This window comes from Stenotrophomonas sp. NRRL B-14846 (genome assembly GCF_050473585.1).
In the GTDB taxonomy this organism is placed as follows: domain Bacteria; phylum Pseudomonadota; class Gammaproteobacteria; order Xanthomonadales; family Xanthomonadaceae; genus Stenotrophomonas.
The window spans coordinates 2,223,443-2,237,386 of the sequence record NZ_JBFLUN010000022.1 but is presented as its reverse complement, the minus strand read 5'-3'; the positions used below and the strand labels follow the sequence as shown (position 1 = coordinate 2,237,386).

The following is a 13,944-nucleotide window of genomic DNA, read 5'->3' as shown; positions in this document are numbered from 1 at the left end:
AGGCCGATGCAACCCACCACCAAGCTGCCCAAGGTCGGTACCACGATCTTCACCGTGATGTCCCAGCTCGCCGCCGAACACGGCGCGGTCAACCTGGGCCAGGGTTTCCCGGACTTTTCGGCGCCGCAGCGCCTGATCGACGAGACCGCCAGGGCGATGGCCGCCGGGCTGAACCAGTACCCGCCGATGACCGGTGTGGCGCCGCTGCGCCAGGCCATCGCACAGAAGGCGCTGGACTGCTACGGCGCGCAGGTCGATGCGGACAGCGAGATCACCGTCACCAGCGGCGGCACGGAGGCCATCTTCAACGCCATCCACGCCGTGGTGCGTGCCGGCGAGGAAGTGATCGTGCTCGACCCGGCGTATGACTGCTACGAACCGGCGATCGACCTGGCCGGCGCCAGGGCCGTGCATGTGTCGCTCGATCCGCAGACGTTCGCGGTCGACTGGGACCGCGTGCGCGCAGCGATCACCCCGCGCACCCGCATGCTGATCGTCAATACCCCGCACAACCCGTCCGGCGCGATGCTGTCGGCGCAGGACATGCAGGCGCTGGCTGAGCTGCTGCGCGGTACGCAGATCTACCTGATCTCCGATGAGGTGTACGAGCACATCATCTACGACGGCCGTCGCCACGAATCGGCGCTGCGCTACCCGGAACTGCGCGAGCGCGCGTTCGTCATCTCCAGCTTCGGCAAGACCTACCACTGCACCGGCTGGAAGATCGGTTATGCGATCGCCCCGCCGGCGCTGACTGCCGAGTTCCGCAAGGTGCACCAGTACAACACCTTCACCAGCTTCGGCCCCGCACAGTACGGCTTCGCCGCGATGATCCGTGACGAGCCCGAGCATCACCTGGAGCTGGGCGCGTTCTACCAGGCCAAGCGCGACCGCTTCCGCGAGCAGCTGGCCGGCACCCGGCTGAAAGCGCTGCCGGTGCCAGGCGGCTACTTCCAGCTGGTCGACTACTCGGCCATCAGTGACCTGCCGGATCACGAGTTCGTGAAGTGGCTGACCATCGAGAAGGGCGTCACCGCCATCCCGCTGTCGCCGTTCTACGAGAACCCGCCGGCTGGCCAGCGCCTGGTGCGGCTGTGCTTTGCCAAGAACGAAGCGACCATGGACGCGGCGATCGAACGCCTGCGCCTGCTGTGAGCGGAGGCACGGACATGCAGGACCTGCGCATTTCCCTCGTCCAGGGTGACACCCGCTGGCATGACCCGGCGGGCAACCGCGCCTACTACGGTGCGTTGCTGGCGCCGCTGGCCGGCACCACCGACCTGGTGATCCTGCCGGAGACCTTCACCAGTGGCTTCTCCAACGACGCCATCGCCCAGGCCGAAGGCATGGACGGTCCGACCGTGGCCTGGGTGCGTGAACAGGCCAGGGCCTTGAACGCAGCGGTGATCGGCAGCGTGCAGCTGCGCGAGGGCGAGGGCGTCTACAACCGCCTGCTGTTCGCCACGCCCGATGGCGACCTGCAGTACTACGACAAGCGCCACCTGTTCCGCTACGGCGGTGAACACGAACGCTATGCCGCCGGCCGTGAGCGCCTGAGCGTGGAATGGAAAGGCTGGCGGATCAATCCGCAGGTCTGCTACGACCTGCGTTTCCCGGTGTTCTGCCGCAACCGCTTCAATGTGGAGCGTCCGCAGCAGCTGGATTTCGACCTGCAGATCTTCGTCGCCAACTGGCCGTCGGCGCGCGCCTATGCGTGGAAGACCCTGCTGCGTGCGCGGGCGATCGAGAACCTGTGCTTCGTGGCGGCGGTGAACCGCGTCGGCGTGGACGGCAACCAGCTGCATTACGCCGGCGACAGCGCGGTGATCGACTTCCTCGGCCAGCCGCAGGTGGAGATCCGCGAACGCGAACAGGTGGTCACCACCACCATCTCGGCCGAGGCGCTGGCCGCGCACCGCGCGCGCTTCCCGGCGATGCTCGATGCCGATGCCTTCCACCTGGACGAACAGGCCTGAGCAACGGCCTGAACGCCGTTGCACCAGCGCGCGCGCGTGCATCCAACGTGCACGCGCGCGCTGCTAGATTCGCCGGCAGTCCGACCGAACTGGAAGTCCTGCCATGAACAAGCCCTTCGCCCTGCTGCTGGCCCTGTCCGCTGCAACGCTGGCCCCGGCCGCGCACGCTGCCGGCAACCTCGATTGCCAGCTGCGCTACAACCTGTCCGGTTGGTCACTGATCTACAAGACCGCCTCCGGCAATGGCACGGTCAGCTGCAGCAACGGCACCAGCCTGCCGGTGCGCATCGAAGTGAAGGGCGGCGGCCTGACCGTGGGCAAGTCGAAGATCACCAATGGCCGTGGCAGCTTCACTGGTGCCGTGAGCGTCAACGAGCTGCTGGGCACGTACGCCTCGGTGGGCGCGCATGCGGGCGCCGTGAAGTCCAGCAATGCGCAGGTGATGACCAAGGGCGACATCTCGCTGGCCCTGTCCGGCACCGGCAAGGGCTGGGACCTGGGCGTGGACGGCGCCGCCTTCACCATCAGCCGGCGTTGAGTGGGGCCGGCTGGGTCCCTTCCCAGCTGATGCGGATGTAATGCTGCTCGGCGTCGCTGGGCAGTTGTTTGACCTCGAAGCCATTGTTCAGCAACTGCGCGACGACGCCCTCGACGAGCCGCTCGCTGGCCAGTGCCTGGCTGAAGCCGAACACGATGTAGCGGCGACCATTCTCCGAGCCGGCCCGGATCGACGTGTCGAGATCGCGGTAGTACTGGTCGATGGGACGCGTAGCGGCATCGGCGTTGGCGCGCGCCTGTTCGGCGGTAATGGTGACCATGGGCATCTGCCTCGTTGGGGAGAACGCGCACGATAGCCAGCGCAGTGGCGTTGATTCCGGAAGCAGCGCACAGTGCGCGGTCTTTGCAGCAATTCCTAGACCGTAACCGGGCGCGGCCGCTGCAACCACAATGCAAGCAGGCTGCACACGATGAGTGTCGGTGCCAGCAGTTGCAGTGCACCGACCACCGCCATCGCCACGCCTATCAAGAGGTAGTAGAGCAGTCCGAACAGGGCGCCCGCGCTGCCCAGGCAGTGCGGATATCCGCGCAGGGCCTGGCCCAGCACATTGGGGATGGCTAGGCCAAACCCGGCCACCACCGGTACCATCGCCGCGACCAGTGCCGGTTGATTGCGCAGCAAAGCAGCCAACAGCCCGCCGGCCAGCACCAGTCCTGCGGCGAGCCGGATGCGCGTGGCGGAGGCAATGCCTGCGCGCAGCAGGCGACCATTGCCCCATGCGCCCAGCGCCGAACCCAACGCCAGCACCGCGCCGCTTGCGCCGAACCAGGCCAGCGGCCAGTGCAGGCGTTCGAACACGAACGGGCCCAGCGCGTACCAGCTGTACATGGCCACGTTGAACGCCATCACCAACAGCGCTTGTGACCAGATCCAGCGATCACGCAGCAGTTGTCGCAGCAGTGGCAGCAGGGGCGTGTGCGCGACTTCGGCAGGGCGGCTCTCCTGCAGGCCGGATGCGCATCCGAGCATCAGCAGGATGACAATCAGCAGCAGGCCGGCCTGCACGCCGGCATAGCCGTGGTTGGCAACCAGCAATGCCCCCAGTGCCAGCCCGATCGCCGGGCTCAGGGCCAACGCCATGCCGATCCACGAGAACGCCTGCGCCAACGCGGGTCCCTTCAGGTGGTCGCGCAGTACGGTCTGGGTGACCACCGAGGCCGTCGCCGCACCCAGCGCGGCCAGTGCCTGGGCCAGCAGGACCTGGCCGAACGTGCTGGCCAGCAGTCCGCCGCAGGCCGCCAGTGCGAACACGGCCAGACCGCAGAGCAGGGCAGGGCGACGGCCGATATGGTCGGCCATCCGCCCCCATAGCAGGACACCGGCGGCGAAACCGAACAGGTACAGGCTCATGGCCTGGCTGGCGGCGCCGGGGGGCAATGCGAAGCGCCCGGCCAGATCGGCCAGGGCAGGGCTGTAAAGGGTCTGCGCAAGCTGGGGGAACATCAGCAGCGCGATGGTGAGCAACAACAGGCGGCGCGACATGCGGGCGCTCCAGGAACAGGGCTGCGCATTGTGGTCGTGTCCGCGATGGCGCACCCTATCTATCCTGTCATTGAATGGATGAAATCAGACATGGCCTGGTTGCAGCCGGATGCGCACTTCGATGCCGATGCCTGGAGCGCGCCGGTGCTGGGCATCGCGGCCTCACTGGCGGATCACGACTCGGGTTGGCACCAGCATGCACGCGCGCAGTTGCTGTATACCCGGCAAGGCTGTACGCGCCTGACCTACGGCGACCGCATCAGCCTGCTGCCGCCCGCGCGCGCGGCGTGGATTCCGGGTGGGCTGCGCCATCGCGCGCAGATGCGCCTAGCGGTCGACTACCGTTCGTTGTACTTCGAGGCCACCCTGTCGGCCCAGTTGCCACAGCAGCCAGCGATCATCGGCGTGGGTCCGCTGCTGCAGGCATTGCTGGAGCCGATCGCGCAGGCGCCGTTCGACCATGACTGGCGGGCGCCGCGTGCGCACCACCAACTGGCGTTGTGCATGCTGGAGATCGCCGCCGCCCCGGTGGCCCCGATGGACCTGCCGCTACCACGCGACCCACGGATCGCGCGCTGCCTGCCAGTGGCCGAGCAGTTGCCGCCCGAACTGGGCGAGCTGGCCGCGCGTGCGGGCTTGAGCGTGCGCACCGTTGGCCGGTTGATGCAGCGTGATACCGGCATGGGCTACCAGGCTTGGCGCCAGCAATGGCGACTGATGCGGGCCATGGAGTTGCTGCTGCTGGGCCATCGCGTCGCGCATGTGGCGCAGGACACCGGCTTTTCCGCCGAGAGCCCGTTCATCGCATTCTTCCGCAGCATGACCGGTACCACGCCCGCCGCCTTCCAGCGCCACGCAAAAGGGGACGGAGGGGATTAAGTCGCTTTCTCCCCTTCGACACACAGCGCGGCAAAAGCGACTTAATCCCCTCCGTCCCCTTTTCAAAGAAAAACCCCGGCCGGAGCCGGGGTTTTTCATTTCAGTGGGGCCGGTGATCAGCCGCCGCGCGGGCCGCTGCGGCGCGGGCCGCCCGGACCGCGGTTGCCGCCGGGGCCGCCCGGGCCACGGTTGCCACCCGGACCGCCGGGGCCGCGATTGCCGCCCGGGCCACGGTTGCCGCCGCCCGGACCGCGACCGCCCGGACGGGCGCCCTGTGCCGGCTTCGGGCTGCCATACGGGTTGAAGCCCGGCGTGGCGTGGTCGGACGGGAAGCTCGGGGCGTTGCCCGGATGACCGTACGGGTGCTTGTTGCCCTGGCCCTGCGAGCGGTTGCCGGCACCGGCCGGACGACCCTGGCCGCCTGCGCCGCCACGGCCTTCACCACCGAAACCGCCACGGCCCTGGCCGCCACCGGCGCCAGCGCCCGGACCCTTCGGCTTGCCGTACGGACGGCCCTGGCCGCCTGCACCCGGACCACGGGCACCGGGGCCGCGTGCGCCCGGACCGGCGTTGCGATGGCCGCTCGGGCCGGTGCTCACGCCATCCGGCACGTACCAGGTGCGGAACGCCGCAGGATTGCCTTCCGGCAGCGAACGATCGTTCTTCTGGGCGCGCTGCTTGAACGGCTTCTGCGACTGCTTGGCTGCCGCTTCACCGCTGACCGTCAGGCCGCCCTTGAAGCCGCCACCCTTGCCGCCGCGACCACGGCCGCGGTCTTCGCGGACGTTGTCGAAACGACGCAGCTCGCGGCCTTCGTCAGCGGTGTTGTGGCCGTTGACGTAGGCGTTGCCACGGCCACCTTCGCGCACGCGCACGGTGGTCTTGGCGGCGCGGCGCTGGCCGATCACCGGCTGCAGCGTCAGTGCCGACGGTGCGCCTTCTTCCAGCTTCAGCTGCGCGCGCAGGGCTTCAACCTGCGCGGTGCCCAGTTCCACCGAATGGCCGCGGGCCAGTTCGCGCGGCAGGCTCACCTTGCCATAGCGGGTGCGCTTCAGGCGGCTGACCTGGCAGCCCTGCGATTCCCACAGGCGGCGCACTTCGCGGTTGCGGCCTTCCTTCACCACGACGCGGAACCAGTCGTGCGAATCGGTGCCGCCGATGCGTTCGATCTCATCGAACTTGGCCGGGCCGTCTTCCAGCGCGACGCCACGGGTGAGGCGGTCGACGATGGCGTCGGAGACCTTTTCCTCGCCTTCCGGCGCACGCACGCGCACCACGTACTCGCGCTCGACCTCGAACGACGGGTGCATCATGGCGTTGGCCAGCTCACCGTCGGTGGTGGCCAGCAGCAGGCCGGTGGTGTTGATGTCCAGGCGGCCGATGGCGATCCAGCGCGCGCCCTTCAGCGGCGGCAGCGACTCGAACACGGTCGGGCGGCCTTCCGGATCATCGCGGGTGGTCACTTCGCCTTCCGGCTTGTTGTAGACCAGCACGCGCGACGGCTCGGCCAGGGCGGTGGCGACGAAGCCGCGGCCATCCAGTTCGATCTTGTCGCCGCTCTTGACCGACATGCCGGTCTGCGCGACTTCACCGTTGACCTTGACCAGGCCTTCGGCGATGCGCTGTTCCAGCGCGCGGCGCGAGCCGAGGCCGGCCTGGGCCAGCACCTTGTGCAGGCGCTCTTCCAGCTTGAACTGTTCGGAGGTGGCTTCGCGCTTCAGCGAGAGCTTGTTACGGGGGGTGTCACTCATCAGTTTTGCTCCGGCCGACGGTTTCGAGGTCGGCCTCTGGTTCGGAATCGGCTTGGTCAACAGCCACGGTCGTCATCGCGACGGCGTTGTCTTCGCGTTCGTTCACTGGCACCGCGCGCTCGCCCGGCGCGGAATCGGGGTGCCCATCATCGAGGGGCGAAGGTGCTTGCTCATCGGTGGCCGACGCAGGGGCTGCATCGGCGGAATCAGGGGTGTCACTGCCGGCCAGGCCGGTGTCATCGTTCGCGGCAGCGCCATCGGCGCCGGCCGAGATGTCCGGGCCCTCGGCACCGGCGACGGCAGGTGCATCGCGGTCCAGGGACAGCTGCGGTTCCAGCTCGCCCAGGTCCTTCAGTTCCGACAGTGGCGGCAGTTCGTCCAGCCGCTTCAGGCCGAAATAATCCAGGAAGCCCTTGGTGGTGCCGAACAGGGCAGGCTTGCCCGGCACGTCGCGGTGGCCGACCACGCGGATCCATTCGCGTTCTTCCAGCGCCTGGATGATGTTGCTGCTGACCGCCACGCCGCGCACCTGTTCGATCTCGCCGCGGGTGATCGGTTGCCGGTAGGCGATCAGCGCCAGGGTTTCCAGGGTGGCACGGGTGTAGCGGGTCTTGCGCTCGGTCCACAGCCGGCTGATCCAGCCATGCACTTCGCCGGTGACCTGGTAGCGGAAGCCGGAGGCGACCTCGACCAGTTCCACGCCGCGGCCTTCGCAGGCTTCGCGCAGGCGTTCCAGCGCGCGTTCGATGCTGCCCGGCGGTGCCGGTTCCTCTTCCGGGAACAGGTCCTTCAGCTGGGCCAGGGTGAGCGGCTGGCTGGAAGCCAGCAGGGCACCCTCGACAATGCGGTTGATCAGCGATTGATCCATCGGCAGTCAGCGCTCACTCGTCTGCATTGGCGGCGTCGTTGTCATCGAACTCGCTGCTGAACTGCAGCGGGGCGTTGGTGTTGCCGGCCGCCAGCGACTTCACGTAGATCGGCGCCAGCGGTTCTTCCTGGACGATGTCCAGCAGTTGTTCCTTGGCCAGTTCCAGCACAGCCAGGAACGTGACCAGCACGCCCAGCTTGCCTTCTTCAGCGGTGAACAGCCCTTCAAAACGATAGAACTTGCCGTCTTCCAGGCGTCCCAGCACTTCGCCCATGCGTTGCCGCACACTCAGTGCCTCACGCTTGATGGCGTGGCCGCTGAACAGCTCGGCGCGCTTGAGCACGTCGTGCAGGGCCAGCAGCATTTCCTTCAGGTCCACCGGCGGCGGCAGCTTCACCGTGGCGCGTTCGGGCATGAAGGCGTGTGCCAGGCTGGTGTCGCGGTCCTGGCGGGGCAGGGCGTCGATGTCCTCGGCGGCCTGCTTGAAACGTTCGTACTCCTGCAGCCGGCGCACCAGCTCGGCGCGCGGGTCGGCCTCGTCGCCTTCCTCGCTGACCGGGCGCGGCAGCAGCATCCGCGACTTCACCTCGGCCAGGATCGCGGCCATCACCAGGTACTCGGCCGCCAGCTCGAAGCGCAGCTCACGCATCACGGTGATGTATTCCACGTACTGCCGGGTGATCTCGGCGACGGGAATGTCCAGTACATCCAGGTTCTGGCGGCGGATCAGGTACAGCAGCAGGTCCAGCGGGCCTTCGAAGGCATCCAGGATGACTTCCAGCGCGTCCGGCGGAATGTACAGGTCCTGCGGAATCTGCAGGACCGGTTGCCCATGCACCACGGCCAGCGGCATTTCCTGCTGCTGGGGGGCGGGCGGCCGGGTTGGCGGGTTCGCGTCGAGCGCGAGTTCGGAAGTCATCTAATGGAGATCAGGATTGCAACGGACCAGTCGCGGCACCGGGTTCGCCGGGCCAACGCCACGGAGCCCCAGGGCACCAGACACGCCGGGATCGGCGCGATTCCACACATATCAAACAGCAGGACGCGCCGCAGTAAACGGCAGCGACAGAACTACGGGGAGGTCGTCTACGTGGCCCGGCCGGGTGGTCCGGTTTGAAGCAGCGGGACGGTCGTCGGGGGCTGCGTTGGCCGCAAAAACCGACGGGCTGCTGCATCCAGCCACGTGCAATGGAGTCTAGGGTAAGCCTTTGCCGCGCCAGTGTCCAGCCGGGGCCGGGACAGGGCCGGCATTGGCTAGAATCTGCGGACCCGACAACGCAAGCGAGGAAATGCCGGTGTGGTATGTGATCGAAGGGTATGACGGCCAGGATGTGCTGGCGCAGCGGCTGCAGGCGCGGCCGGAACACCTGGCGCGGCTGCACGCGCTGCGCGACGAGGGACGCCTGCTGCTGGCCGGGCCGTGCCCGGCGGTGGACAGTGAAGACCCGGGCCCGGCCGGTTTCAGCGGCTCGGTGGTGATCGCGCAGTTCGAGTCGCTGCCGCAGGCCCAGGCCTGGGCGGATGCCGACCCGTACGTGGCTGCCGGCGTCTACACCCGCGTGCAGGTACGCCCGTTCCGCAAGGTCCTGCCGTGAACGCGGAACGGATCGAACGGATCCGTGATGCGCTGCAGCAGGCGCTGGCGCCCAGCGTGCTCGAGATCGAGGATGACAGCCATCGCCATGCCGGCCATGCCGGTGCCCGCGACGGGCGCGGCCATTTCAACGTGCATGTGGTGAGTGAACGCTTCGCCGGATTGGCTCCGCTGGCCCGGCATCGCGCGGTCTATGCCGCGCTGGGGTCGATGATGGACACCGATATCCACGCGCTGTCCATCCGCGCACATACCCCGTCAGAACAGGGCTGAGCCCTTGTCCCGCACTGTCCTGGCCGGTCCCTGCGGGCCTCGCCACGGACAGATTTTCATGTCCATTTCGGGACATTCGCCTAACGGACTGTTTACAAGCCCAGATGGAAACGCTTACATTCCGCGCCAATGCTGGTAGGTCCAAGCCGTGGAGGGCGGCTTCGTGAACAAGGCAGCTATCACAATCAAAGACGTCGCACGCGAAGCCCGGGTCTCCGTGGCCACGGTTTCCCGCGCGCTCAACGGGCATGAAAATGTCGCCGAACCGGTCCGCCAGCTCGTGCTGGAGGTGGCCGCACGGCTGCGTTACACCCCGCACGCCGCCGCCCGCAGCCTGAGCAGCCGCCGCACCAATACGGTGGGCGTGGTGCTGCCTGACCTGTACGGCGAATTCTTCTCCGAACTGATGCGCGGCATTGACGGCGTGGCCCGCAACCGCCGCCAGCACCTGCTGGTGTCCAGCTACCACGGTGACCAGGAACAGCAGGGCGCGGCCCTGCGTGCCATGCGCGGCCGCGTCGACGGCCTGCTGGTGCTTTCGCCCTATGCCGAGAGCCCGGGCTTCCTGACCGACAACCTGCCGCAGTCGTTGCCGACGGTGTTGATCAACACCTATCTGCCCGGGCAGGACCATCCGGTGCTGAGCATCGACGACCACGCCGGCGCGATGGCGATGACCCGCCACCTGCTGGACGCCGGCCACCGCCGCATTGCCTTCATTTCTGGCCCGGACCTCAACTTCGACGCGCGCGAGCGCCTGCGCGGCTTCCGTGACGCGCTGGTGGCTTTTGGCAGTGGCGCCGAGGGCATCGAGCTGCCCGGTGATTTCGACGAAGCTTCCGGCCATCGTGCCGGTCAGGAGTTGCTGGCAGCCGGAGCGCTGCCCGATGCCGTGTTCGCCGCCAACGACATGATGGCCCTGGGCTGCCTGTATGCGTTCACGCAGGCAGGGGTCCGTGTCCCGGCCGATGTGGCCCTGGCGGGTTTCGATGACATTCCACTGGCGCGTTTCGTCCACCCGTCGCTGACCACCATGCAGGTCAGCATCGCCGAGCTCGGCGACCGGGCCATGACGCGCCTGCTGCAGTTGATGGACGGCACCTCCACGGATGGGACAGGGGACAAGCAGACCCTGGTTCCCCGCTTGATAGTTCGCGATTCCACCACTCCGCCATCGGGCCGTTGAAGCCAGAGGCGTTCCTTCTTTTTTGATTGATCGCAGGGACCGCGCAAGCGGTTACCGCCACCCGGAGATTGAGTTGATGATGCATACCACCTTCCGCACGCCGGCACGCCGGCTGCTGAGCACCGCGCTGGTCAGCTGCCTGATGCTGGCTGCTGCTCCGAACGTCATGGCGCAGTCGGCCAATGCCAGCCTTCGCGGCCAGGTTGCCGGCGCGCAGGCAGGCACCGAAGTCACCGCCACCAACGTGGCCACCGGCACCGTCCGTCGCGGCACCATCCGCGCCGACGGCAGCTATTCGCTGATGGGCCTGGACCCGGGCACCTACGACGTGGTCGCCAATGGCCAGACCCAGAAGGTCACCGTCACCGTGGCATCGACCGCCACCCTGAACTTCGCCGGCGCGGCCAGCAGCACCCCGGGTTCGACCGCGGCCACCAACCTCGACACCGTCAACGTCGTCGCGCCGACCCTGCTGCAGGAAGTGCGTACCTCCGAAGTCGGCAAGACCGTCAGCCTGCAGCAGATCCAGACCACCCCGCAGGTCTCGCGCAACTTCCTGGAGTTCGCCGACGCGGTGCCGGGCCTGATCTTCACCCGCGATGCCAAGGGCAACACCTCGCTGCGCGGCGGTGCCACCAACTCCGATGGCACCAATGTGTACATCGACGGCGTGGGCCAGAAGAGCTACGTCAAGGGCGGCGGCGTCGCCGGCCAGTCCGGCAGCGCCGGCAACCCTTTCCCGCAGCTGGCCATCGGCGAGTACAAGGTCATCAGCGGCAACTACAAGGCCGAGTACGGCCAGGTGTCCAGTGCTGCCGTCACCGCCGCGACCAAGTCCGGTACCAACGAGTTCAAGGGTGAAGCGTTCTACCGCTACACCAATGACAGCATGCGCGCGATGACCCCGGCCGAGCGCCAGCCGAACAAAGGCAAGGAGGATTCGGCCGAGAAGGAATACGGCTTCGCGCTGGGTGGCCCGATCATCCAGGACAAGGCCCACTTCTTCGTGACCTATGAAGCCAAGCGCTTCGACCTGCCGGTCACCATCGCGCCGGACGGTGCGGTCACCGGTGCTGCCGGTCTGCTGCCGCCTGCCGGCGCCGCCGGCCTCGGCCCGGCCAGCCAGCCGTTCCAGCAGGACCTGATCTTCGGCAAGATCGACTTCGAGCCGACCGACAATGATCGCATCGAGCTGACCTTCCAGGACCGCGACGAAACCCAGTCGCAGTTCAGTGGCCAGACCTCGCCGGAAGCCGGCCGTGAAGTGGTCAACACCGACCGTCGTTACGCCCTGCGCTGGAACCACAGCGGTGAGCGCTACTACAACGAGTTGATGCTCACCCACGAAGATTCGTTCAACAACCCGACCCCGCTGACGCTGGCCAACGGCATCACCTACACCGCGCCGGACGGTCCGGAAGACCGCACCGTGGTGAAGATCGGTGGCGCCTCGGCTCTGGACTCGCAGGTGAAGGGCCAGAAGGGCTGGTCGATCGAAGACAACCTGACCCTGGATGGCATCCAGTGGGCCGGCGATCACACCATCAAGATGGGCGTGAAGTACAAGGCGATTGATCTGTACGCGTCCGATGCGGCGCAGATCAATCCGACCTTTACCTATTCGCTGGGCGATCCGGACTTCCCGGATTCGATTCCGTACAAGGCGCAGTTCGTCAAGCCGGTGACCGGCGTGTCGGGCGTGTCCGGTGAAGTGCGTTCGAAGTCCAAGCAGTACGGCGTGTTCATCCAGGACGACTGGCAGGTCAACGACCACCTGCAGCTCAACATCGGCCTGCGCTGGGACTACGAAAAGACCCCGTCCTACCTGGACTTCGTGACCCCGCAGCAGGTGGTCGACGCCATCTATTCGCAGGACCCGCGCGCGCCCGCCGGCCAGACCTACGCCGATTCGCTGGCGCTGGGCGGCCTGGACATCGGCGACTACATCAGCAACGGTCACAACCGCAAGGCGTTCAAGGATGCCTGGCAGCCGCGCCTGGGCTTCTCGTATGACATCAACGCCGACGAGCAGCACGTGATCCACGGTGGTGCCGGCCGTTCCTACGACCGTGACCTGTTCGACAACCTGCAGCTGGAAACCACCAAGCTGGCCCTGCCGCAGCCGACCATCTACTTCCGCAACCCGGCCACCGGCGCCTGCATCAACGGCCAGGCCGCCTGCTACGACTGGAACCCGAACCTGCTCAACGGCATCGGCAACCTGCAGTCGCTGGTCGGTGCGACCAGCAATGCCGGCCTGGAAGTGGACCTGCTGAACAACAAGCTGAAGGCTCCGTATTCGGACCAGTTCAGCCTGGGCATGAGCAACCAGATCGGCGACTGGCTGACCGACGCCACCATCGCCCGCACCCTGAGCTACGACGGTTTCGCCTTCACCCTGGGCAACCGTTACCCGACCGGCCAGTTCTTCGATGATCCGCGCCTGTGCGGCGGCACCGACCCGGGCCTGAGCCAGGCCTGGAGCTGCAACGTGCCGGGCTTCGGCAGCCTGATCATTGGCCAGCAGGGCATCAAGACCCGGGCCACCCAGGTCCTGCTGTCGGCGCAGAAGCCGTTCACCAAGGAAAGCGGCTGGGGCACCTCGATCGCCTACACCTGGACGACCGCGCGCCACAACCGTGACATCAACGAGAAGTACGCCTTTGACCGCGGCCTGATCGGCGACTACCCGACCATCCGTTCCAACGGCGCGCCGCGTCACCGCCTGGTGGTGACCGGTTCGTACGCGGGCTTCTGGGGCATCACCTTCGGCGGCAAGATCACCCTGGCAACGCCGACGGCCGTCAACGACTGGTACCCGGTGATGCAGGCCAGCGGCTACACCCTGCCGACCCCGCAGGCCGCCGTGCCCAATGCCACCGGCAAGTTCCTGGTGGGTGGCAAGATCTTCGGCTACCGTTCGGTCGACCTGCAGGCGACGAAGACGTTCAAGATGCCGGGCGATACCGAGCTGTACGCGCGTATCGACATCATCAACGTGTTCAACTTCGACAACTTCTCCACCTACAACTACGTCAAGACCAACGGCAAGCTGCAGGCCAGCTACAACGAGACCGGCGAAATCATCGGTACGCCGCGTCAGGTCAAGGCCGAAGTGGGTTTCCGCTTCTAAGCCCGGATGTAGATGTACGACCCGATGCCGCCGCTCCGCCGGCGGCATCGGGCGCGTGAAAACGGCAATGGCCGGCCCCGCGCCGGTCCATTGCCCACGCCGCTGCCGGGCAGGGGGCAGCGGCGTGGGTAATGATCGCGGTGTCAAACCACGTTTTTCGTGGTTTTTTCAGGACGCACCTTGTAAACGATTTCAGATCATTGGACGTTATGCTTTCCCATCGATCAGACCACCGGAGGAATC

At 67.0% G+C, this 13,944-nt stretch carries 13 protein-coding genes; 8 read left to right on the top strand and 5 right to left on the bottom strand.

The features are described from left to right. Window positions 1–6 precede the first annotated feature (6 nt). The 3 genes from AB1281_RS12555 to AB1281_RS12545 all read left to right on the top strand — a co-directional run bounded on the left by AB1281_RS12555 (window position 7) and on the right by AB1281_RS12545 (window position 2,514). A complete protein-coding gene (locus AB1281_RS12555) occupies window positions 7–1,155 on the top strand; it encodes a pyridoxal phosphate-dependent aminotransferase (RefSeq protein WP_197588090.1) in 1,149 nt (382 codons plus the stop codon). A 14-nt stretch (window positions 1,156–1,169) separates the two neighbouring features. Further along, on the top strand, window positions 1,170–1,976 hold the full coding sequence (locus tag AB1281_RS12550) for an amidohydrolase (protein ID WP_430346072.1): 807 nt from the start codon (window positions 1,170–1,172) through the stop codon (window positions 1,974–1,976). A 103-nt stretch (window positions 1,977–2,079) separates the two neighbouring features. Beyond that, complete coding sequence (locus AB1281_RS12545; protein WP_014037831.1) at window positions 2,080–2,514, top strand: hypothetical protein; 435 nt, start codon at window positions 2,080–2,082, stop codon at window positions 2,512–2,514. On the opposite strand, the gene AB1281_RS12540 is transcribed toward AB1281_RS12545, so the two are convergent. Beyond that, a complete protein-coding gene (locus AB1281_RS12540; RefSeq protein WP_014037830.1) occupies window positions 2,501–2,794 on the bottom strand; it encodes a hypothetical protein in 294 nt (97 codons plus the stop codon). The genes AB1281_RS12545 and AB1281_RS12540 overlap by 14 nt on opposite strands. A gap of 95 nt (window positions 2,795–2,889) precedes the next feature. After that, the gene (locus AB1281_RS12535; RefSeq protein ID WP_430346071.1) at window positions 2,890–4,017 is read right to left on the bottom strand and encodes an MFS transporter; all 1,128 of its coding nucleotides are present in this window, start codon (window positions 4,015–4,017) and stop codon (window positions 2,890–2,892) included. A gap of 90 nt (window positions 4,018–4,107) precedes the next feature. Between AB1281_RS12535 and AB1281_RS12530 the strand changes: the two genes are divergently transcribed. Beyond that, complete coding sequence (locus AB1281_RS12530) at window positions 4,108–4,896, top strand: AraC family transcriptional regulator (protein ID WP_430346070.1); 789 nt, start codon at window positions 4,108–4,110, stop codon at window positions 4,894–4,896. A 116-nt stretch (window positions 4,897–5,012) separates the two neighbouring features. Here the strand turns inward: AB1281_RS12530 and AB1281_RS12525 are convergent, their stop codons facing one another. The 3 genes from AB1281_RS12525 to AB1281_RS12515 are packed head-to-tail and all read right to left on the bottom strand — an operon-like array spanning window position 5,013 to window position 8,434. Further along, window positions 5,013–6,647, bottom strand: a complete 1,635-nt coding sequence (locus AB1281_RS12525) for a pseudouridine synthase (protein ID WP_014037827.1) — start codon at window positions 6,645–6,647, stop codon at window positions 5,013–5,015. Further along, entirely contained in the window at window positions 6,640–7,515 is an 876-nt protein-coding gene (scpB, locus tag AB1281_RS12520; RefSeq protein WP_430346069.1) for an SMC-Scp complex subunit ScpB, read from the bottom strand. The genes AB1281_RS12525 and scpB overlap by 8 nt, the downstream gene beginning before the upstream one ends. Before the next feature lie 13 nt (window positions 7,516–7,528). Then, complete coding sequence (locus AB1281_RS12515) at window positions 7,529–8,434, bottom strand: segregation and condensation protein A (protein ID WP_006456456.1); 906 nt, start codon at window positions 8,432–8,434, stop codon at window positions 7,529–7,531. A gap of 376 nt (window positions 8,435–8,810) precedes the next feature. Between AB1281_RS12515 and AB1281_RS12510 the strand changes: the two genes are divergently transcribed. From AB1281_RS12510 to AB1281_RS12495, 4 genes are all read left to right on the top strand, one after another. Next, the gene (locus AB1281_RS12510) at window positions 8,811–9,110 is read left to right on the top strand and encodes a YciI family protein (protein WP_014037825.1); all 300 of its coding nucleotides are present in this window, start codon (window positions 8,811–8,813) and stop codon (window positions 9,108–9,110) included. Continuing rightward, window positions 9,107–9,382 (top strand): BolA family protein, encoded by a 276-nt coding sequence (locus AB1281_RS12505; RefSeq protein WP_014647753.1) that lies wholly within the window; start codon window positions 9,107–9,109, stop codon window positions 9,380–9,382. The genes AB1281_RS12510 and AB1281_RS12505 overlap by 4 nt, the downstream gene beginning before the upstream one ends. A 148-nt stretch (window positions 9,383–9,530) precedes the next feature. Beyond that, on the top strand, window positions 9,531–10,568 hold the full coding sequence (locus AB1281_RS12500; protein WP_042358849.1) for a LacI family DNA-binding transcriptional regulator: 1,038 nt from the start codon (window positions 9,531–9,533) through the stop codon (window positions 10,566–10,568). A 76-nt stretch (window positions 10,569–10,644) separates the two neighbouring features. Then, window positions 10,645–13,701: a TonB-dependent receptor gene (locus AB1281_RS12495; RefSeq protein WP_014037822.1), complete on the top strand. Its 3,057-nt coding sequence runs from the start codon at window positions 10,645–10,647 to the stop codon at window positions 13,699–13,701. The last annotated feature ends 243 nt before the right edge of the window (window positions 13,702–13,944 follow it).

Excerpts from the sequence above, each read along its gene's own strand:
- AB1281_RS12545 (WP_014037831.1), top strand. The coding sequence starts at position 2,080 with ATGAACAAGCCCTTCGCCCTGCTGCTGGCCCTGTCCGCTGCAACGCTG.
- AB1281_RS12555 (WP_197588090.1), top strand. The coding sequence starts at position 7 with ATGCAACCCACCACCAAGCTGCCCAAGGTCGGTACCACGATCTTCACC.
- AB1281_RS12515 (WP_006456456.1), bottom strand. The coding sequence starts at position 8,434 with ATGACTTCCGAACTCGCGCTCGACGCGAACCCGCCAACCCGGCCGCCC.
- AB1281_RS12550 (WP_430346072.1), top strand. The coding sequence starts at position 1,170 with ATGCAGGACCTGCGCATTTCCCTCGTCCAGGGTGACACCCGCTGGCAT.
- AB1281_RS12540 (WP_014037830.1), bottom strand. The coding sequence starts at position 2,794 with ATGGTCACCATTACCGCCGAACAGGCGCGCGCCAACGCCGATGCCGCT.
- AB1281_RS12525 (WP_014037827.1), bottom strand. The coding sequence starts at position 6,647 with ATGAGTGACACCCCCCGTAACAAGCTCTCGCTGAAGCGCGAAGCCACC.
- scpB (WP_430346069.1), bottom strand. The coding sequence starts at position 7,515 with ATGGATCAATCGCTGATCAACCGCATTGTCGAGGGTGCCCTGCTGGCT.
- AB1281_RS12530 (WP_430346070.1), top strand. The coding sequence starts at position 4,108 with ATGGCCTGGTTGCAGCCGGATGCGCACTTCGATGCCGATGCCTGGAGC.
- AB1281_RS12535 (WP_430346071.1), bottom strand. The coding sequence starts at position 4,017 with ATGTCGCGCCGCCTGTTGTTGCTCACCATCGCGCTGCTGATGTTCCCC.
- AB1281_RS12495 (WP_014037822.1), top strand. The coding sequence starts at position 10,645 with ATGATGCATACCACCTTCCGCACGCCGGCACGCCGGCTGCTGAGCACC.